At 70.3% G+C, this 20,576-nt stretch carries 19 protein-coding genes; all 19 read left to right on the plus strand.

Annotation, left to right across the window (positions count from 1 at the left end; all coding sequences use genetic code 11):
- Nucleotides 1–9 precede the first annotated feature (9 nt).
- The 19 genes from ASE87_RS03845 (at nt 10) to infB (ending at nt 20,550) form a co-directional block, all read left to right on the plus strand.
- Nucleotides 10–501 carry an OsmC family protein gene (locus tag ASE87_RS03845; RefSeq protein WP_056226848.1) on the plus strand — a complete coding sequence of 164 codons (492 nt, stop codon included), beginning with the start codon at nt 10–12 and terminating at the stop codon, nt 499–501.
- Nucleotides 502–575: 74 nt separating this feature from the next.
- The gene (locus ASE87_RS03850; protein WP_052505196.1) at nt 576–1,136 is read left to right on the plus strand and encodes an FKBP-type peptidyl-prolyl cis-trans isomerase; all 561 of its coding nucleotides are present in this window, start codon (nt 576–578) and stop codon (nt 1,134–1,136) included.
- Between the two features lie 36 nt (nt 1,137–1,172).
- Nucleotides 1,173–2,186, plus strand: coding sequence for an FKBP-type peptidyl-prolyl cis-trans isomerase (locus tag ASE87_RS03855; RefSeq protein ID WP_056226052.1), 1,014 nt, complete (start codon nt 1,173–1,175; stop codon nt 2,184–2,186).
- An 88-nt stretch (nt 2,187–2,274) separates the two neighbouring features.
- Nucleotides 2,275–3,351: a 1-deoxy-D-xylulose-5-phosphate reductoisomerase gene (gene dxr / locus ASE87_RS03860; RefSeq protein ID WP_056226055.1), complete on the plus strand. Its 1,077-nt coding sequence runs from the start codon at nt 2,275–2,277 to the stop codon at nt 3,349–3,351.
- Between the two features lie 84 nt (nt 3,352–3,435).
- Nucleotides 3,436–4,767 (plus strand): RIP metalloprotease, encoded by a 1,332-nt coding sequence (locus tag ASE87_RS03865; protein WP_235472187.1) that lies wholly within the window; start codon nt 3,436–3,438, stop codon nt 4,765–4,767.
- Between the two features lie 80 nt (nt 4,768–4,847).
- Nucleotides 4,848–5,996, plus strand: a complete 1,149-nt coding sequence (gene ispG / locus ASE87_RS03870) for a flavodoxin-dependent (E)-4-hydroxy-3-methylbut-2-enyl-diphosphate synthase (RefSeq protein WP_171007237.1) — start codon at nt 4,848–4,850, stop codon at nt 5,994–5,996.
- A 231-nt stretch (nt 5,997–6,227) separates the two neighbouring features.
- Nucleotides 6,228–7,151, plus strand: a complete 924-nt coding sequence (locus tag ASE87_RS03875; RefSeq protein WP_056226058.1) for a MetQ/NlpA family ABC transporter substrate-binding protein — start codon at nt 6,228–6,230, stop codon at nt 7,149–7,151.
- Between the two features lie 84 nt (nt 7,152–7,235).
- Entirely contained in the window at nt 7,236–8,297 is a 1,062-nt protein-coding gene (locus ASE87_RS03880) for a methionine ABC transporter ATP-binding protein (protein WP_056226061.1), read from the plus strand.
- Between the two features lies 1 nt (nt 8,298).
- Nucleotides 8,299–8,958, plus strand: coding sequence for a methionine ABC transporter permease (locus ASE87_RS03885; RefSeq protein WP_056226064.1), 660 nt, complete (start codon nt 8,299–8,301; stop codon nt 8,956–8,958).
- A gap of 55 nt (nt 8,959–9,013) precedes the next feature.
- Nucleotides 9,014–10,045: a MoxR family ATPase gene (locus ASE87_RS03890; RefSeq protein ID WP_082452280.1), complete on the plus strand. Its 1,032-nt coding sequence runs from the start codon at nt 9,014–9,016 to the stop codon at nt 10,043–10,045.
- Nucleotides 10,046–10,050: 5 nt separating this feature from the next.
- Nucleotides 10,051–10,938, plus strand: a complete 888-nt coding sequence (locus tag ASE87_RS03895) for a DUF58 domain-containing protein (RefSeq protein ID WP_056226068.1) — start codon at nt 10,051–10,053, stop codon at nt 10,936–10,938.
- Nucleotides 10,925–11,407 carry a hypothetical protein gene (locus tag ASE87_RS03900; RefSeq protein ID WP_056226071.1) on the plus strand — a complete coding sequence of 161 codons (483 nt, stop codon included), beginning with the start codon at nt 10,925–10,927 and terminating at the stop codon, nt 11,405–11,407. The genes ASE87_RS03895 and ASE87_RS03900 overlap by 14 nt, the downstream gene beginning before the upstream one ends.
- Complete coding sequence (locus ASE87_RS03905) at nt 11,398–12,396, plus strand: VWA domain-containing protein (protein ID WP_043596114.1); 999 nt, start codon at nt 11,398–11,400, stop codon at nt 12,394–12,396. The genes ASE87_RS03900 and ASE87_RS03905 overlap by 10 nt, the downstream gene beginning before the upstream one ends.
- Nucleotides 12,393–13,499, plus strand: coding sequence for a VWA domain-containing protein (locus tag ASE87_RS03910; RefSeq protein ID WP_056226074.1), 1,107 nt, complete (start codon nt 12,393–12,395; stop codon nt 13,497–13,499). The genes ASE87_RS03905 and ASE87_RS03910 overlap by 4 nt, the downstream gene beginning before the upstream one ends.
- Nucleotides 13,496–14,332, plus strand: a complete 837-nt coding sequence (locus ASE87_RS03915) for a hypothetical protein (RefSeq protein WP_056226077.1) — start codon at nt 13,496–13,498, stop codon at nt 14,330–14,332. The genes ASE87_RS03910 and ASE87_RS03915 overlap by 4 nt, the downstream gene beginning before the upstream one ends.
- Nucleotides 14,333–14,358: 26 nt before the next feature.
- On the plus strand, nt 14,359–16,119 hold the full coding sequence (locus ASE87_RS03920; RefSeq protein ID WP_056226080.1) for a proline--tRNA ligase: 1,761 nt from the start codon (nt 14,359–14,361) through the stop codon (nt 16,117–16,119).
- 164 nt (nt 16,120–16,283) lie between these two features.
- On the plus strand, nt 16,284–17,273 hold the full coding sequence (gene nusA, locus ASE87_RS03925; protein WP_043596117.1) for a transcription termination factor NusA: 990 nt from the start codon (nt 16,284–16,286) through the stop codon (nt 17,271–17,273).
- Between the two features lie 92 nt (nt 17,274–17,365).
- On the plus strand, nt 17,366–17,668 hold the full coding sequence (locus ASE87_RS03930; protein ID WP_043596118.1) for a YlxR family protein: 303 nt from the start codon (nt 17,366–17,368) through the stop codon (nt 17,666–17,668).
- An 89-nt stretch (nt 17,669–17,757) separates the two neighbouring features.
- The gene (gene infB, locus ASE87_RS03935; RefSeq protein ID WP_056226083.1) at nt 17,758–20,550 is read left to right on the plus strand and encodes a translation initiation factor IF-2; all 2,793 of its coding nucleotides are present in this window, start codon (nt 17,758–17,760) and stop codon (nt 20,548–20,550) included.
- The last annotated feature ends 26 nt before the right edge of the window (nt 20,551–20,576 follow it).

Below are 20,576 nucleotides of genomic sequence, written 5' to 3' on the forward strand. Positions count from 1 at the left end.
GGAGGCAGCATGCTCGACCACGACTACGCCGTCGACGTCCAGTGGACGGGCGACCGGGGCGAGGGCACCACCTCGTACCGTTCGTACGGCCGGGACAACACGATCGTCGCCCCCGGCAAGCAGCACGACATCCTGGCCTCGGCCGACCGCACCTTCCACGGCGACGCCGACCGGTGGAACCCCGAGGAGCTGCTGCTGGCCGCACTGGCGCAGTGCCACCTGCTCAGCTACCTGCACGTGGCCGCCACCGCGGGCGTGGTCGTGGTCGCCTACGAGGACGCCGCCGTGGGGCGCATGACGCAGACGCAGGACGGCGGCGGACGGTTCACGTCGGTCACCCTGCGGCCCCGGGTGACCGTCGCCGACGACGGCATGGTCGAGCGCGCCCTCGAGCTGCACGCCGAGGCGAGCCGCAAGTGCTTCATCGCGGCGTCCGTCGCCTTCCCCGTCGGGCACGAGCCGACCGTGGTGGCGGCGTCCAGAGAAGCCGACCGGGCGTGAGGCAGAATGGCACGGCACCTTCGCCGCGCCGAGTCCCACGGCGCGAGCCCCGTCACTCCGACCGAGAGATCCCCATGCGCCGCTCCCTCGCCCTCCTGGCCGTCCCCGCTCTCCTCCTGTCGTTGGCGGCCTGTGCCGGCGACGCCGGTGGATCGTCCGACACCGCCACGTCGACCAGCTCGGCGTCGTCGACCTCGGACGTCCCGCTGCGGGCCTCGGGCGAGCCCCAGGCCCCGCAGGCCGGCTTCCCGACCGTCGAGCTCGACGCCGACGGCCGTCCGACGGTGACCGTCCCCGAGGCCGACGCGCCGACCGAGCTCGGCGTCGAGACCCTGATCAAGGGCGACGGTCCCACGGTCCAGGCCGGCGACACCGTCACGGTCCAGTACCAGGGCGTCATCTGGAACACCGGCGAGATCTTCGACGAGAGCTGGTCGCGCGGTGCGCCGGCCACCTTCTCGACCGACCAGGTCATCACCGGCTTCGCGGACGGCATGGTCGGGCAGACCGTCGGGTCGCAGACCGTCGTCGTCATCCCGCCGGCCGACGGCTACGGTGAGGCCGGCGCCCCGCAGGCGGGCATCTCGGGCACCGACACGCTCGTCTTCGTCATCGACATCCTCGCCGTCTCCTAGTCGGCCGTCGCCGTCGACCCCCGAGACGACTCTTCGATGACCCGCACCGCTCCTCCTCGTCCGTCCACCCGTGTCCGTCGAGGACGGCTCGTCGCCCTGGCGGCCGTTCCGCTCGTCGCCATCGTGCTGAGCGGTTGCACGGGTGGTTCCGACCAGCCGTCTCCCACGGCGAGCGGCGCGACCGGCGACTGCAAGGCGCCGACGTCGGGGGCGCTGTCCGACGGCGTCGACGTCACGGGCGAGGTCGAGAGCAAGCCCGAGGTCGTCTTCGACACCCCACTCGAGGTCCCGTCGACCCAGCGCACCACCTTGGTCGAGGGTAGTGGCGAGGTCGCCGGGCCGGGCGCGGTGGCGAACGTCCGCATCGCCGTCTACGACGCGACGACCGGGGCCGAGGTCACGTCGGCCGGTTTCGACGAGGGCCAGCAGCCCACGCAGCTCACGGTGAGCACCGACTACTACGTGCCGGGCATCGTCGACGCGATCGCCTGCGTGCCCTCGGGTAGCCGCACGGTGACCGTCGCCTCGGCGGCCGACATGACGACCGCGACCGCGGGGGAGCAGGCCGCCACGCCCACGCCCGTGGTGATCGTCGCCGACGTCGTGTCGATCGTGCCGACCAAGGCGACGGGCGAGGCCCGGCCTCCCGTGGACGGCTTCCCGACGGTCGAGCTCGCCGACGACGGTCAGCCGACCGTGACGATCCCGCCCGGCACCGAACCGCCGTCCGACCTGCAGATCGAGGTCCTCAAGAAGGGCGACGGCCCTGTCGTCCCCGACCCCGCGAACGTCACCGTCCAGTACCAGGGCGTCAACTGGACCACCGGCGAGGTCTTCGACCAGAGCTGGGGCAAGGGCACGCCGACGCCGTTCTCGACCGACCAGGTCGTGCCCGGGTTCGCCAAGGCCATGATCGGTCAGACGATCGGCTCGCAGGTGGTCGTGATCATCCCGCCCGCCGAGGGCTACGGCGAGGCCGGTCAACCGTCGGCCGGCATCGGGGGCACCGACACACTCGTCTTCGTGATCGACATCCTCGCCGTCGCCTAGGCGCTGGTCGCCCAGGGGCGGGTCGCCGAACCACGGGTCGTCTCGCGGCGGCGGACGGCCCCGGAGGTGGTCGCCCTAGGCTGGCCCCATGCGACGCATCACGATCCTCGGCTCCACCGGTTCGATCGGGGTCCAGGCCCTCGACGTCGTCCGGGCCCATCCCGACCTCTTCGAGGTCGTCGGCCTCTCCGCCGGCTCCGACCGTCAGGGTGTGGCGGCCCAGGCGGCCGAGTTCGGTGTCGAGCACACGGCCCTCGGCACCGACGAATCGGTGCAACTCGTCCGCGACGTCCGCGCCGACGTCGTCCTGAACGGCATCACGGGGTCGGTCGGCCTCGCGCCGACCCTCGCCGCCCTCGACTCGGGTGCGTCGCTCGCCCTGGCGAACAAAGAGAGCTTGATCGTCGGCGGCGACCTCGTGAAGGAGCGAGCCGCTCCCGGCCAGATCGTGCCGGTCGACTCCGAGCACTCGGCCATCGCGCAGGCCCTGAGGTCGGGCTCCGATCGCGAGGTGCGCCGGCTCGTCCTGACGGCGTCGGGCGGTCCGTTCCGCGGCCGCACGCGGGACTCGTTGGCCGACGTCACGCCGCGCGAGGCGCTCGCGCATCCCACCTGGGACATGGGCCTGGTCGTCACGACGAACTCGTCGACCCTCGTCAACAAGGGGCTCGAGGTCATCGAGGCGCACCTGCTGTTCGACGTCGACTACGACCACATCGACGTCACGGTGCACCCGCAGTCGATCGTCCACTCCATGGTCGAGTTCGTCGACGGCTCGACCATCGCCCAGGCCTCGCCCCCCGACATGCGCCTGCCGATCTCGCTCGGACTCGCCTGGCCCGACCGCGTCGAGGGCGTGGGCGTCCCGCTCGACTGGACCCGCGCCTCCACCTGGACCTTCGAGCCCCTCGACGAGCAGGCCTTCCCGGCCGTCCGGCTGGCGAAGCAGGTCGGGCGGGCCGGGGGCACCCATCCGGCCGTCTTCAACGCGGCGAACGAGCAGGCCGTCCTGGCGTTCCACGCGGGACGCGTCGGGTATCTCGACATCCTCGACGTGGTCGAGGCGGTCGTCGACCGGCACACCGCGGGCGAGAACAGCCTCGAGGGCGTGCTCGACGCCGAGCGCTGGGCGCGTGCCGAGGCGGACGCGCTGCTGGCCCGCTGAGCCCGCCGCCCCAGTTCGGGGCTCCCAGCGTCGTCATGGCGTCGGCGCGGTGGACGTCCGGCCGCGGGCGGCTACCCTTGCCCGGTGCAGACGATCCTCCTCTTCGTGCTCGGCGTCCTGGTCATGGTCGTCGGGTTGGCCGTGTCGATCGCCCTGCACGAGGTGGGCCACCTCGTGCCGGCGAAGAAGTTCGGCGTGAAGGTCGGCCAGTACATGATCGGTTTCGGGCCGACCGTCTTCTCGCGCAAGAAGGGCGAGACCGAGTACGGCGTCAAGGCGTTGCCGCTCGGCGGCTACATCTCGATGTCGGGGATGTTCCCTCCCGGAAAGACCGGGGGAGGCGCGCGCCAGTCGAGCACCGGCTTCTTCAACACCCTCGTGCAGGACGCCCGGACCGCCAGTGCCGAGACGATCGACGAGGGCGACGAGTCGCGGACCTTCTACCGCCTGCCCGTGTACAAGCGCGTGATCATCATGCTCGGCGGCCCGTTCATGAACCTGCTCATCGCGATCGTGCTGTTCGCCGTGCTGCTCTGCGGCTTCGGCGTCCAGCAGGCGAGCACCACGGTCGGCAGCGTCAGCACCTGCGTCCTGCCCGCCGGGTCGACCGAGACGAGCTGCCCGTCCGACGCACCCGAGGCTCCCGCCTACGCCGCGGGCATGCTGAACGGCGACCGCATCGTGTCGATCGACGGCACGACCGTCTCCGACGGCGACCAGATCACGGGCATCCTGCAGCGTTCTCCCGGCGAGACCCTGGCCGTCGTGGTCGACCGCGACGGCACCGAGCGCACGCTCCAGGTGACGCCGGCCCTGTCCGAGCGGTACGTGACCACGTCGAGCGGGGCCGTCGCGACGAACCCCGACGGCAGCTCGCAGACGCAGGAGGTCGGCTTCGTCGGCATCGGCTTCGCCTACGAGAAGGTGCGTGAACCCGTGACGGCCGTGCTGCCGGCCGTGGGCGACAACATCGCACACGTGGTCGGCGTCATCGTCACGCTGCCCCAGCGTCTCGTCGGGGTGGCGCAGGCCGCCTTCGGCGGGGCCGAGCGCGACCCGAACGGCCCCGTCAGCGTCGTCGGCGTCGGGCGCATGGCGGGCGAGATCGCGAGCCTCGACACCATCCCGGTGGTCGACCGCATCAGCACCCTCGTCGGTCTGCTCGCGAGCCTCAACGTCGCGCTGTTCGTGTTCAACCTGGTGCCGCTGATGCCGCTCGACGGCGGACACGTGGCCGGCGCCTTGATCGAGGCGATCCGCCGCGGCTTCGCCAAGCTCTTCCGCCGACCCGACCCGGGCCCCGTCGACACGGCCAAGGCCATCCCCGTCACCTTCGCGATCGTCATCCTCCTCGGCGGCATGACGGTTCTGTTGACCTATGCCGACATCGTGAACCCGATCGACCTCTTCGGCTGACGTCAGGTCACGGACGTCGCGTGACCGGACGGTCACCCGCCCGTCACGCGGCGTCCAGCGCCGAGGTTTACGATGACACCGTGCCAGCAGTCAATCTCGGAATGCCGAAGGTCCCCGAAGTCCTCGCCCCGCGTCGCAAGACGCGGCAGATCAAGGTCGGCAAGGTGCTCGTGGGTGGCGACGCCCCCGTCAGCGTGCAGTCGATGACCACGACTCCGACCCCCAACATCAACGCCACCCTGCAGCAGATCGCCGAGCTCACGGCCAGCGGCTGCGACATCGTGCGCGTCGCCGTGCCGAGCCGCGACGACGCCGAGGCCCTTCCGATCATCGCGAAGAAGAGCCAGATCCCGGTCATCGCCGACATCCACTTCCAGCCCAACTACGTCTACCAGGCGATCGACGCCGGCTGCGCGGCCGTCCGGGTCAACCCCGGCAACATCCGCAAGTTCGACGACCAGGTGGGCAAGATCGCCGCCGCGGCGAAGGCCGCGGGCGTCTCCATCCGCATCGGCGTCAACGCCGGCTCGCTCGAGCCCAGCATCCTGCAGAAGTACGGCAAGGCGACGCCCGAGGCGCTCGTCGAGTCCGCCGTGTGGGAGGCCTCGCTGTTCGAAGAGCACGACTTCCACGACTTCAAGATCTCGGTCAAGCACAACGACCCGATCGTCATGGTCAAGGCCTACCGTCAGCTCGCCGAGCGCGGTGACTGGCCGCTGCACCTCGGCGTCACCGAGGCCGGTCCCGAGTTCCAGGGCACGATCAAGTCGGCCACGGCGTTCGGCATCCTGCTGAGCGAGGGCATCGGCGACACCATCCGCGTCAGCCTCAGTGCCCCGCCTGCCCAAGAGGTCAAGGTCGGTCTGCAGATCTTGCAGTCGCTCAACCTGCGGGAGCGCAAGCTCGAGATCGTCAGCTGCCCCAGCTGCGGCCGCGCTCAGGTCGACGTCTACAAGCTCGCCAACGACGTCACCGACGGGCTCGAGGGCATGACCGTCCCTCTGCGCGTCGCCGTCATGGGCTGTGTCGTCAACGGCCCGGGCGAGGCCCGCGAGGCCGACCTCGGCGTCGCGTCCGGCAACGGCAAGGGGCAGATCTTCGTCAAGGGCGAGGTCATCAAGACCGTCCCCGAGTCCGAGATCGTCCAGACGCTCATCGACGAGGCCAACCGCCTCGCCGCCGAGATGCCCCCCGGCGAGCTCGGCTCGCCCGAGGTCGTCACCGTCTGATCCGGCACGCCCCGCGGGCGACGCGACCCCCTTCAGGAGGCGCGGTGCGAGAATCCTCGCACCGCGCCTCCTGTCTGCGGTCGCGTCCCTGCCCGGGGCCGCCCTGACCGTGTGTCGTCGTGTGACGCCCCGATGTGACGCGCCCCGGGGCGTCGGCCAGCATGGAGGGCGCACCGCGACAGCCTCGGCCCACCCCCGAGCGGTGCTCCCGCAGCGCCCCGAGAGGAACCCATGACCAGCAGCGCCCCCCTGATCGACGCCCCCAAGAAGGGCCCCGGTCGACTGATCGCCATCATCGTCGCGGTCGTCGTCGTGCTCGCCGCCGTCGGCATCGCGATCGGAGTCAGCCGTGGCGGTGGCGACGACGAGACCGTCCGCATCGGCGTCGTCGGCGCGAGCGACCCGTACTGGGCCGACTTCGTCCAGGCCGCGGCCGACGAGGGCATCACGGTCGACCTCGTGGACTACTCGGACTACGAGCAGCCGAACCCGGCCCTCGCCGACGGCGAGATCGACCTGAACCAGTTCCAGCACATCGTCTACCTCGCGCAGTACGACGTGGCCTCGGGCAACGACATCGTGCCGATCGGTTCGACGGCGATCTACCCTCTGCCGCTGTACTCGTCGAAGTACACCGACCTGAGCGACTTCCAGCAGGGCGACACCATCGCGATCCCCGACGACTCGAGCAACCTGGCTCGCGCCCTGCTCGTGCTGCAGTCGAACGGCCTGATCTCGCTGAAGGACGGCGGGACGATCTTCTCGGGCGTCAACGACGTCGACGAGTCGAAGTCGAAGGTCAAGGTCGCCACGGTGAGCGCCGACCTCGCCGCCACGTCGCTGCCCGACTACGCCGGTGCGATCATCAACAACGACTTCGCGACCAAGGCCGGCCTGTCGACCGACGACGTCATCGCCCAGGACGACCCCGAGGACCCCTCGTCGGTGCCCTACGCCAACGTCTTCGCCGCCCGCGCCGAGGACAAGGACAACGCCACCTACCAGAAGCTCGTCCAGATCTACCAGGACACCAAGGCCGTCACCGACGGCGTGGTCGACAACTCGGGCGGCACGGCGATCATCACGAAGATCCCCGTGGGCGACCTCGAGAAGTCGCTGACCGAGACCGAGAAGCTCGTCGAGCAGAACGGCTGACCCCACCAGGTCGCAACCCCCGGCCCGGACCGCGCGCAGGCACCCGCTCGCGGTCCGGGCCTCCGCCCGTGCCGAGGAGAACGCGTGCCCGCCATCACCCTGACCGACGTCGTCAAGACCTACCCGCCCCGCGAGAAGGGCGCCCAACCGCTGACCGCGGTCGACGGCGTCAGCCTCGAGATCGCCGAGGGCGAGATCTTCGGCATCATCGGCTACTCGGGCGCGGGGAAGAGCACCCTGGTACGCCTCGTCAACGCCCTCGAGCCCACGACGAGCGGGAGCATCCGCGTCGACGGTCGCGAGATCACGGGCCTTCGTGAGCGTGACCTGCGGGGGGTCCGGGCCGGCATCGGCATGATCTTCCAGCAGTTCAACCTCTTCTCGTCGAAGACGGTCTGGGGCAACGTCGAGTTCCCGCTCAAGGCGGCGGGCGTGCCGAAGTCCGAGCACCAACGGCGGATCAGCGACCTGCTGCACTTCGTCGGCCTCGGTGACAAGGCCCACGCGCGGCCGGACCAGCTCTCGGGTGGTCAGAAGCAGCGCGTCGGCATCGCCCGCGCGCTCGCGACGAACCCCCGCATCCTGCTCGCCGACGAGGCGACGAGTGCCCTCGACCCCGAGACGACGAGCGAGGTGCTCGCGCTGCTCAAGCGCGTCAACGCCGAGCTCGGAATCACCATCGTCGTGATCACCCACGAGATGGACGTCATCAAGTCGATCGCCGACCGGGTGGCCGTGATGGACTCCGGACGCGTCGTCGAGACCGGCCCCACCTTCGAGGTGTTCTCCGACCCGCAGCAGGCGTCGACCAAACGGTTCGTCTCGACCGTCATCGCGGGCACGCCGCACGGCGACGAGCTCGAGGCGTTGCGGGCCCGGCACGACGGCACCCTCGTGTCGGTGCGCATCGCCGAGGGCGGCGTCGACCAGCGCGACGTCTTCGCGCTGCTCGCCCGTCACGGCCTCTCTTTCGAGATCGTCTTCGGGGGCGTGAACGACATCCAGGGGCGCACCTTCGGCACCCTGACCCTCGCCGTGACCGGTGACGACGCGGCCGTCCGGGCGGCCGTCGCCGAGTTGGGCGACAACGCGACCGAACTGCCCCCCTCGCCGACGACCTCGGCCGCGCCCACGGAAGGACGCTGACATGGACTCCCTGATCGAACTGCAGCCGATGCTGTGGCAAGCCGCCGTCGAGACCGTCTACATCGTCGCCCTGACGCTGCTCTTCGGCGGCATCGGTGGGCTCGTGCTCGGCCTGGCGCTCTACCTGACGCGGGGCGGGGCGTTGTTCGCGAACCGCGTCGTCTACGGTGTGCTGAACGTGGTCGTCAACGTCTTCCGACCGATCCCGTTCATCATCTTCCTGGCCGCGGCCCAGCCGTTGGCGAGGTTCGTCATCGGTTCGGGCAGCGGCAACCCGGCCATCATCTTCACCCTGTCGCTCGCCGCGTCGTTCGCGATCTCGCGCATCGTCGAGCAGAACCTGCTCACCGTGCAGCCGGGCGTCATCGAGGCCGCACGAGCGGCGGGGGCCGGCCCGGCCCGCATCATCGGAACGGTGCTGCTGCCCGAGGCGCTCGGACCGCTCGTCCTCGGGTACACGTTCGTCTTCGTGGCACTGGTCGACATGTCGGCGGTGGCCGGGTACATCGGCGGCGGCGGGCTCGGCAACTTCGCCCTGCTCTACGGCTACCGGCAGTTCGACCCGGTCGTCACGTGGGCCGCGGTCCTGCTCATCATCGTGCTGGTGCAGCTCGTCCAGTTCCTCGGCAACTGGCTGGCGAGGCGCGCGCTGCGGCGGTGAGGCACGGCGACCCTGGGCAACGGCGCTGTCGGGGTACTGGTTTACAGTGGGGCGCGTGACCGACACCGCCACCGCCAGCCAGACCCCGCCGCCGGCCTCGGCCCCCGTGACGCCCGCCGAGCTCGAGCGGGCCCGGCAGATCGTCGGGGCCGTGTCGCAGGCGTTCGGCCGCAAGGTCGTGGGTCAGACCGCCCTCCGTGACACCCTGCTCGTCGCCCTGATCACCGGCGGGCACGTCCTGCTCGAGAGCGTCCCGGGGCTTGCCAAGACGACCGCCGCCCAGACCATCGCGCAGTCGATCGACGCCAGTTTCCGGCGCATCCAGTGCACGCCCGACCTGCTGCCGAGCGACATCACGGGCACGCAGATCTACGACGCCCAGAAGTCCACGTTCGTCACCCAGCTCGGGCCCGTCCACTCGAACTTCGTCCTGCTCGACGAGATCAACCGGTCGAGCGCCAAGACCCAGAGCGCCATGCTCGAGGCGATGCAAGAGCGGCAGACCACCATCGGTGGCACGGTGTACCGGCTGCCGTCGCCTTTCCTCGTCCTGGCCACGCAGAACCCGATCGAGCAAGAGGGCACCTACCAGTTGCCCGAGGCGCAGCTCGACCGCTTCCTGTTGAAAGAGATCCTCGACTATCCGACCCCGGCCGAAGAGGCAGAGATCATCCGGCGGATCGAGAGCGGCGTCTACGACGAGGCCGCGTCGCCCTCGACCGGCGTCGGCCTGGCCGACGTCGTCTACCTGCAAGACCTGGCCAAGCGCGTCTACGTCGACGCGTCGATCGTCAACTACATCGTGCAGCTCATCTACGTCACCCGGCACCCGCAGCAGTACATCGCGGCCACCCTCGCCGACTACGTCGAGTTCGGGGCCAGCCCGCGGGCGAGCATCGCCTTCATGCAGGCGGCCCGTGCTCTCGCCCTGCTGCACGGTCGCGACTACGTCATCCCCGAGGACGTCAAGCACCTGCGGCACTCCGTGCTGCGCCATCGCATGATCCTCAACTACGAGGCCACGGCCGACGAGGTCGCGCCCGAGACGATCATCGACGCCGTGTTCGGCGCCGTCCAGACCCCCTGACCCCGGTGGCCAGCCTGCTGCTGCGCGTGCGCACGAAGATGGGGCTCTTCGCCCACCGACGCACCATCGACCTGCTCGAGGGCGGGTACGCCTCGGTGCACCACGGGCGCAGCCACGACTTCGACGACCTCAGGGCGTACGTCCCGGGCGACGAGGTGAAGGACATCGACTGGAAGGCCACGGCCCGTCACGGCGAGCCGTTGGTCAAGCGGTACATCGCGAGCCGCCGGCAGAACCTCGTCCTGGTGATGGACACCGGTCGCAACATGGCGGCGACGGCCACGAGCGGCGAGTCCAAGAAAGACATCGCGCTGATGGCGGCGGGCGCCCTCGCCTACATCGCCGCCAAGCACGGCGACGTCGTGTCCCTGGTGGCGGGTGACTCGTCGGGGACCCGCGCGCACCCTGCCGGCGCGACCGAGGCCCACCTCGAGACCCTCCTGCGTCAGGTCGACCGGCGGGTCGACCTCGACGCCCCGACGAGCGACCTGGCCTCGGTTCTCGAGTGGGTCGCGCGAGGCATCCGGCGTCGCTCGATGCTGTTGGTGGTCACCGACGACGTCGCGATCGACGAGCGCATCACACGATTGCTCCGCCGTCTGCGCGCCCAGCACGAGGTGGTCTGGCTGACGATCGGCGACGCCGACCTGATGACGCGAACGGGGCATGCCGGCGAGGTCTTCGACGTCCGAGAGATGTCCGGGCTGCCGGCCTACCTCCGCGAGAACGCGCAGCTCCGACGCGAGTTCGACGACTCGTCCGTCCGACGCGTGGGCGACACCGAGCGCGAGCTCCTCGCCCTCGGCGTCAGCAGCCAGCGACTCGGCAGCCAGGCCGAGGTCGTGCCGGGCCTCTTCGCCCTGATCGAGAAGCACCGTCGTGTCGGGCGCTGACGACTTCTTCGGGCCCTACCAGTACCCGCTCTGGGTGCTCTGGCTCGTGCTCGGCCTGGTCGGGCTGGCCCTCGTGGTCGCCTGGTACGTCTTCGTGTTCCGCTTCTCGGCACGGCGACTTCCCCCGGCCCGGCGAGCGGCCCAGGCGGCGTCCCGACCGGCCGCCCTCGCCGACACCAAGGCGAAGTACCTCGCTCTCATCGACGAGGTCGAGACGGCCGCGAGTTCGGGGCGGCTGAACGACCGCGGGGTGCACTCCCGGCTCAGCCTGCTGTTGCGGTTCTTCGCGCACGAGACGAACGGCGTCGACACGCACGTGATGACCCTCGCCGACCTGCGCGAGTCGAACCTGCCCCGGCTCGCGGGGGCGGTCGAGCAGTACTACCCGCCGGCCTTCCGGCTCGAAGAGCCCGGCGACCCCGCCCGTGCCGTCGCCACCGCGAGAGACGTGGTGACGTCATGGGGCTGATCTTCTGGTGGTTGCCGCTGGTCGCCCTGGCGGTCGTGGCGGTGGCGGCGTGGCTCTACGTGCGCTGGAGGCGCCGAGACAGGGCGCGCCTCCGTCGTCTCGGCGTCCCGGTCGCGCACGGCGAGCGACTGACCGCTCTGCCCGCCTACCAGCGCGTCGTCCGGCGCTATCGTGCCGCCCTCGCGGTCGTGCTCGTCGCCATGGTGGCCCTGACCGGCATCAGCGTCCTGCTCGCCGCCCGGGTCTCGAGCACCGACGTCGTCGAACCCCAGTCGTACAAGCGCGACATCATGCTCTGCCTCGACGTGTCGGGCTCCATGACCGAGGTCGACTCCCAGATCGTCGACACGTTCTCGACCCTCTCGCAGGGGCTCGACGGCGAACGCATCGGGCTCTACCTCTTCGACAGTTCGGCCGTGCAGGCGTTCCCGCTCACCGACGACTACGACTTCGTCCGCACGCAACTCGAGCAGTACCGCGACTCGTTCGACACCATGGGCGAGAACGGGACCCGCTACTGGACGGGCACCGACCTCGGTGACGGCGCCTCGTTGATCGGTGACGGCCTGGCCTCGTGCGTCCTCGGCTTCGGCGACGACGACAGCACACGACCCAAGTCGGTCGTGCTCGCCACCGACAACTACGTCAACGGCAAGGCCCTGCTCACGCTCACCGAGGCTGCCGACCTGGCGGCCGAGCGCGACGTCCGGGTGTACGCCGTGAACCCCGCCGACCACGCCACGGACGCCGTGGCCGACCAGGTCGCCGCCGAACTGCGCACCGCGGCCGAGTCGACCGACGGTGGCTACTACGCCCTCGACGATTCGACGACCGTGCCGCAGATCGTCGACGAGATCGACGCCCGCGAGGCGGGGCTCTTCACGGGGGCTCGACGACTCGTGGTGACCGACCACCCGCAGGCTCTGGCGATCGCCGCCTTGCTCGTCGCGATGGGCGGACTCGTGATGCTCTGGCGGGTGCGGCTGTGATCGCGGGGGCGCTGGTCTTCCAGCCCGTGCTGCCCTGGTGGCTCCTCGGCGTGGCCGCCGTCGCCCTGCTCGGGTTCACCGGCTGGCGCGTGGTGGCCGAGCGGGGCCGGCGGCGGGTTCTGCTCACCTGGGTGCGACGTCTCGTGATCGTCGCCTTGTTGCTCGTCGTCGCGGTACGACCGAGCCTCCCCGGTGGATCGGCCCAGGCGTCGGTCGCCCAGCTCAACGTCTTCTTCGTGGTCGACACGACCTCGAGCATCGCGGCCGAGGACTGGGGTGACGGCCAGCGTCGTCTCGACGGGGTGCGGTCCGACATCGCCGAGGTGACCTCGCAGCTGGCGGGCGCACGGTTCTCGTTGCTGTCCTTCGACAGCACGGCCGTCCTGCGGACGCCGCTGACCGACGACGCCTCCGCCGTGGTGGCCGCCGCGGACGCCATGAACCAAGAGGTCACCTACTACTCGAGCGGCAGTTCCGTGAGCGAGGCGAACGACCTGCTGGCCGAGCGGCTGACCGAGGCTCGGCAGAGCGCCCCGGAGCGGGCCAACGTCGTCTACTACCTCGGCGACGGCGAGCAGACCAGCGGCACCGAGCCCGAGAGCTTCGCGGCCTCGGCCGGCGACGTCGACGGCGGTGCCGTCTTCGGCTACGGCACCGAGCAAGGGGGCAAGATGCGCGTCTTCGACGGCTACGGCGACGAGTACTCGACCGAGGAGTACATCCAGGACCGCACGCAGGCCGGTGATCCCGACGCCGTCTCGAGGATCGACGAGGACGCCCTGCGGCGCATCGCCGATCAGCTCGGCGTGCCGTACGTTCACCGCACGGCCGACACGTCCGTGGACGCTGCCGTCGCCGACGCCCGCGACGGGGCCGTCGCCTCCGACGAGGGACGAGCCGACAGCCTGATCGACCTCTACTGGCTCGCCGCGATCCCGGCGTTCCTCCTGCTGTTGATCGACGTCGCCCTCGTGGCCAGGGCCCTGGGCGAGGTCCGTCCGACACGAGCCCTCCGCGACGAGCGTGGGCCGGGCCGCGGGCGTGACCGTGCTGCGGCGTCGGCCGTCGACGCCGCCCGACCCGAGGGGGGAGCACGTCCGTGACCGACACCCTCGTCCCACCGCCCGTCGACGAGATCCGCCGCGCCCACGAGGCCGAGGCCGGGCCCACCGTCGAGCAGTACCGCAAGCGCCTCCGGCGTCGGCTGCTGCTCTGGTCGGCCCCGGTCGTCCTCGTGGTCCTGCTCGTCGCGCTCAAGCTGCTCAGCCTGCCCACGTTCGCCGCCCTGACGCAGTGGTCGTACGGTGACCAGCAGTTCGAACGCAGCGCCTCCCTGTCCGAGCCGCTCGGCGTCGCCAACGTGGTCGAGCCGTGGGTGCACCACTTCGACCGGGGCACCGCCTACGCACAGATCGGCGTGCTCGACGTGGCACGGCAAGAGTTCGTCACGGCGCTCGACCTCGCCCCCGACGACGCGACGATCTCGTGCGTCATCCGGGTCAACCTGGTGTTGACGATCGAGGCGCAGGGCGACGCGGCCCTGCTCGAACTGCGCTACGCCGACGCCGAGGCGCTGTACGAACTCGGGCAGAAGACCGTCGACGAGGCGCCCGAGGGTTGCTTCCAGCCGCCGGAGGACCCCCAGCAGCCCGACACCTCCCAGCCGCTCGACGACGCCCAGCAACGCCTCGATGAGAAGGGGCAGCAGGCCCAGGGGGGCCAGGGCGACGAGCAGCAGCCCGGTGGCGGCGACGGCAGCGATCCCGGGGCCGGGGGAGACGAACCCGGCGAAGGCGAGGGGCAGGCCGAGTCCGACGACCCCCTCGACCAGCTGCAGCAGCAGGGCGAGCAGAGCCAGCAGCAGCAACAACAAGACACCGACCGCGACCGCTACTACGAGCAGAACCCGGGCGACTACGACGGCAAGCCGTGGTGACCCGGGCCCGCCCCTAAGCTGGACGGGTGTCCACACGTCTCTCCCAGCTCTTCGTCCGCACCCTCCGAGAAGACCCCTCCGACGCCGAGGTGACCAGCCACCGGCTGCTCGTCCGCGCCGGGTACATCCGACGTCAGGCGCCGGGCGTCTTCGCCTGGCTGCCGCTCGGCCTGCGCGTCAAGGCCAGGATCGAGGCGGTCATCCGCGACGAGATGCAGGCGGCCGGTGCCCAAGAGGTGCACTTCCCCGCCTTGCTGCCGCGTGAGCCCTACGAGGCCACCGGCCGCTGGACCGAGTACGGCGACGGCATGTTCCGGCTGAAGGACCGCAAGGACGCCGACTACCTGCTGGCCCCCACGCACGAGGAGGCCTTCACCCTGCTGGTGAAAGACCTCTACTCGTCGTACAAGGACCTTCCCCTGACGCTGTTCCAGATCCAGGACAAGTACCGCGACGAAGCGCGGCCCCGGGCCGGCCTGCTGCGCGGTCGCGAGTTCACCATGAAGGACGCCTACTCGTTCGACGCGTCCGACGCCGGGCTCGACGAGAGCTACCAGAAGCAGCGCGACGCCTACGAGCGCATCTTCACCCGTCTCGGTCTCGAGTACGTCATCGTCAAGGCGGACGCCGGGGCCATGGGCGGTTCGCGGAGCGAGGAGTTCCTGCACCCGACCGTCATCGGCGAGGACACGTTCGTCCGCTCGGCCGGCGGCTACACCGCGAACGTCGAGGCCTTCACGACGATCGTCCCCGACACGGTCCCGCTCGAGGGTCTCGCCCCCGCCCGCCGCCTGGCACCGGCCGACACGCCGACCATCGACTCGCTGGTCGCGCAGCTCAACGAAGACGAGGCGCGCGACTCCGGGCCCTGGACGGCCGCCGACACCCTGAAGAACGTCGTCGTCGCGCTCAGTCATCTCGACGGAACCCGCGAACTCGTCGTCGTCGGCCTGCCCGGTGACCGCGAGGTCGACATGAAGCGGCTCGAGGTCGCCTTCGCGCCGGCCGAGGTCGAGGCCGCCGGCGACGCCGACTTCGTGAAGAACCCCGTCCTGGTCCGCGGATACCTCGGCCCCCAGGTGCTCGGCGGCGAGTCCGACTCCGGCATCCGCTACTTCGTCGACCCCCGCGTGGTCGAGGGATCGGCCTGGGTCACCGGGGCGAACGAGAAGGGCGTGCACGTCGCCGACCTGGTCATGGGTCGCGACTTCACCGCCGACGGCACCATCGAGGCCGCTCAGGTCCGCGAGGGCGACCCCGCTCCCGACGGCTCCGGCCCCATCGAGACCGCCCGCGGCATGGAGATCGGCCACGTCTTCCAGCTCGGTCGCAAGTACGCCGAGGCGCTCGGCCTCAAGGTGCTCGACGAGAACGGCAAGCAGGTCACGGTCACGATGGGGTCGTACGGCATCGGCGTCACGCGCATCCTCGCGGTGATCGCCGAGGCGAACAACGACGCCAAGGGCCTGATCTGGCCGGCGAACGTCGCTCCCTTCGACGTGCACGTCGTGGCGACGGGCAAGGACCCCGTGGTCTACGAGGTCGCCGAGAAGCTCACCGCCGACCTCGAGGCCCACCGTCTCGACGTCCTCTACGACGACCGTCCCAAGGTTTCGCCCGGCGTCAAGTTCGGCGACGCCGAACTGCTCGGCGTGCCGCAGATCGTCGTCGTCGGCCGCTCGGCCGGCGAGGGCGTCGTCGAACTCTGGGACCGCCGCACGGGTGAGCGCACCCCGGTCCCCGTGGCCGAGGCCGTCGCGAGCCTCACGGCCCCGCGGGCGTCCTGAGCGCCGGCACCGCGCCTCCTCGTCCCGGTCGGGACGACCCCGAGGAGGCGCGGTGCCGACCCCGGCGAACGGTCCGCCGGGCGCCCCGCTCTCGGGTACCGTAGAGCCATGCTGTGCGCGCCATCGTGTGTGCAGCTTGCAGATCTGAATAGTGGAGGCCCTCAGTGGACATCGACCTGAGCGTGCTGCGTCTCATGGAGCGCGAGCGTGAAATCCCCTTCGACGAACTCGTGCGCATCATCGAGCAGGCCATCCTGACGGCCTACCTCAAGCACACGAACCAGCCCGAGAGCCGCATCCCGGCTGCTCGCGTCGAACTCGACCGCAAGACCGGACACGTCTCGGTCTTCGCCATCGAACGAGACGACGAGGGCGAGGTCGTCGGCGAGTCCGTCGACAGCCCCAGCGACTTCGGCCGGATCGCCGCCTTCGCGGCCAAGCAGGTCATCAACCAGCGCCTGCGCGACATCGGCGACGACAAGGTGCTCGGCCAGTTCAAGGGCCGTGAGGGCGACATCGTCGCCGGCGTGATCCAGCAGGGGCCGAACCCGCGCATGATCCACGTCGACCTCGGCACGGTCGAGGCGATCCTGCCGCCCGAAGAGCAGGTGCCGGGTGAGAAGTACGCCCACGGGTCGCGCATCCGCGTGTACGTCACGGGCGTCAGCAAGGGCACGAAGGGGCCGCAGATCACGGTCTCGCGCACCCACCCGTCGCTCGTGCGCAAGCTCTTCGCCCTCGAGGTGCCCGAGATCGCCAGCGGTGTCGTCGAGATCGTCTCGCTGGCTCGCGAGGCCGGTCACCGCACCAAGATGGCCGTCCGCGCGACCGAGCCCGGCGTCAACGCCAAGGGGGCCTGCATCGGCGAGATGGGGCAGCGCGTCCGGGCCGTCACCACCGAGCTCAACGACGAGAAGATCGACATCGTCGACTACTCGAGCGACCTGCCGACCTTCGTCGCCAGCGCGCTGTCGCCGGCCAAGGTCTCGTCGGCCTTCGTGATCGACGCGTCCACCAAGGCCGTGCGGGCTCTCGTGCCCGACTACCAGCTGTCGCTCGCGATCGGCAAAGAGGGTCAGAACGCCCGCCTCGCCGCGAAGCTGACGGGCGCGCGGATCGACATCCAGCCGGACAGCATCCTCGAAGACGACTGATCTCTCCGACACGACCACGACACGACGAGGGCGACCGGCGCACCACGCCGTTCGCCGTCGGCGTCTCCCGTCCGACGACCCGAGGGGGTAGGGTGGAACCCGTCAGAACGTGCATCGGTACTCGAGCGCGCGCTCCACGATCCGCACTCGTGCGGGTCGTCGCCCGAAACGGACGTCTCGTGGTCGATCCGACCGCGACCCTTCCCGGGCGGGGTGCGTGGTTGACGCCGTCGATCGACGCGTTCGAGTCGGCAGTGAAGCGCAGGGCTTTCCGCCGTGCACTCCGCCTCGACTCCGAACCCGACGTCGACGAGCTCCGCGACCACCTCACGCGGATCACCACGTCACGACCCATCGCCACGACAGAACAGGCTGAACGGCACATGGACAACTAATGAGCAACCACCAATGAGCGGCTCGAAATGAGACCCGTCCAGAACTGAAGGCTCTTCCCGTCTCGGGAAGGGCCCGAGACAGGAGAACTGTGGCTAAACCACGCGTACACGAGATCGCCAGCGAGCTGGGGATCGACAGCAAGACCGCACTAGAGAAGCTCAAAGAGATGGGCGAGTTCGTCAAGGGACCGTCGTCCAGCGTCGAGCCTCCCGTCGCCCGCAAGCTGCGCCAGGCCTTCGCCGGTGCCGCGAAGCCTGCGACCCCCGCTGCCAAGGCTCCTTCGACCGGTGCCGCCGCGCAGCCCGCGAGTTCGGCACCCAAGCCCGGCGGCCCTCGTCCGGCTGCTCCCAAGCCTCCCGTCGCCGAGCCGACGCCCGCCCCCGTGGCGGCGGCCGAGCCCGACGTCGACGCGGCGCCCGCACCCGTCGCCCCGTTGACGGTCGCCGAGCGACAGGCCCAGGCCGAGGCGCAGCGCGCCGCAGCGGCGTCAGCCGCCAAGGACGGCGCGGCGGCTCCGGCCGACGACGCCGCGAACCCCGGCGCCGCCGGTCCCAAGCCCGGCGGCCCCCGCCCCGGTGCCCCGCGTCCCGGCAACAACCCCTTCGCCAGCAACCAGGGCATGGGACGCCCCAGTGCGCCCCGTCCCGGCGGCTCCGGTGCGGCCAGCAGCATGCCGCGCCCCGGTGGTGCCGCAGGCCCCCGCCCGATGGCCCCGCGTCCCGGTGCTCCCCGTCCGGGCGCCCCGCGTCCCGGTGTGGGTGCAGGCCCCCGTCCCAACGGGTTCGGTCAGCGTCCCGCCGGTGGCGGCGCAGGTCGTCCCGGCGGTGCCGGTGGTGGCTTCCAGCGTCCCGGTGCCGGTGCTCCCGGCGCGGCCGGCGGTTTCCGTCCGGGCTTCAGCGGACCCCGTCCCTCCGGTGGTGGCGGTCGCGGCCGTGGCCCCGGTGGCGGTACGGCCGGTGCGTTCGGTCGCGGTGGCGGCAAGAGCAAGGCCCGCAAGTCGAAGCGGACGAAGAGGGCCGAGTTCGAGATGCGTTCGGCTCCGTCGCTGGGTGGCGTCAGCGTCCCCCGTGGCGACGGCAGCACCATCGTCCGTCTCCGTCGCGGTGCGTCGATCAGCGATTTCGCCGACAAGATCGACGCGAGCCCCGGCAACCTGGTGACCGTCCTCTTCCACCTCGGTGAGATGGCGACGGCGACCGAGTCGCTCGACGAGGCGACCTTCCAGGTCCTCGGCGAGGAGCTCGGCTACAACATCCAGGTCGTCTCGCCCGAGGACGAGGACAAAGAGCTGCTCGAGGGCTTCGACATCGACCTCGAGCAGGAGCTCGAAGACGAAGACGAGTCCGTCCTGCAGATTCGTCCTCCCGTCGTCACCGTCATGGGTCACGTCGACCACGGCAAGACGCGTCTCCTCGACGCGATCCGCAACGCCAACGTGGTCGCCGGCGAAGCCGGTGGCATCACGCAGCACATCGGCGCCTACCAGGTGTGGGCTCCGCACGAGGGCGTCGAGCGCGCCATCACCTTCATCGACACCCCTGGTCACGAGGCGTTCACCGCCATGCGTGCTCGTGGTGCCCAGGTGACCGACATCGCGATCCTCGTGGTCGCGGCCGACGACGGCATCATGCCGCAGACGGTCGAGGCGCTGAACCACGCCCAGGCGGCCGGCGTGCCGATCGTGGTCGCGGTCAACAAGATCGACAAAGAGGGTGCGAACCCGGCGAAGGTGCGTCAGCAGCTCACCGAGTACGGCCTCGTCGCCGAGGAGTACGGCGGAGACGTCATGTTCGTCGACGTGTCGGCCCGTGACAACAAGAACATCGACGCCCTTCTCGAGGCCGTCCTGCTCACGGCCGACGCCGGTCTCGACCTGCGTGCCAACCCCGACAAGGACGCCCGCGGTGTCGCCATCGAGGCCCGCCTCGACAAGGGCCGCGGTGCCGTCGCGACGGTGCTGATCCAGTCCGGCACGCTGCGCGTCGGTGACGCCATCGTCGCCGGCACGGCGTACGGACGCGTCCGCGCCATGGTCGACGAGAACGGCGACTCGGTCGACGAGGCCTACCCGAGCCGGCCCGTGCTGGTCCAGGGTCTGTCGAGCGTCCCCCGAGCCGGTGACACCTTCCTCGTCACCGAGGAGGACCGCACGGCTCGTCAGATCGCCGAGAAGCGAGAGGCCGTCGAGCGCAACGCGTCGCTGGCCAAGGCCCGCAAGCGCATCTCGCTCGAGGACTTCACCCGTGCTCTCGAAGAGGGCAAGGTCGAGGCTCTTAACATCATCATCAAGGGTGACGTGTCCGGTGCCGTCGAGGCGCTCGAAGAGTCCCTGCTCAAGATCGAGGTGGACGACAGCGTGCAGCTGCGCATCATCCACCGCGGTGTGGGTGCGGTCACCGAGAGCGACGTCAACCTGGCGACGGTCGACAACGCGGTCATCATCGGGTTCAACGTGCGTCCCGACACGAAGGCTCGTGAGCGTGCTGCTCGCGAGGGTGTCGACGTGCGCTTCTACTCGGTCATCTACGCGGCGCTCGAGGACATCGAGAACTCGCTCAAGGGCATGCTCAAGCCCGAGTTCGAGGAGAAGCAGTCCGGTGTCGCCGAGATCCGCGAGATCTTCCGCTCGTCGAAGGTCGGCAACATCGCCGGTGTCATCGTGCGGTCGGGAACGATCACCCGCAACGCTCGTGCCCGCGTCATCCGCGAGGGCGTCGTCGTCGGCGACAACCTCGCGATCGACTCGCTGCGTCGCTTCAAGGACGACGTCACCGAGGTGCGGACGGACTTCGAGGCCGGCATCGGTCTCGGCAAGTTCAACGACATCCAAATCGGCGACGAGATCGAGACCATCGAGATGGTCGAGAAGCCCCGGGGCTGACCCGGCGTGATCGCAGTACACGAGGC

The sequence above is a fragment of the Frigoribacterium sp. Leaf44 genome (genome assembly GCF_001421865.1).
GTDB lineage: Bacteria > Actinomycetota > Actinomycetes > Actinomycetales > Microbacteriaceae > Frigoribacterium.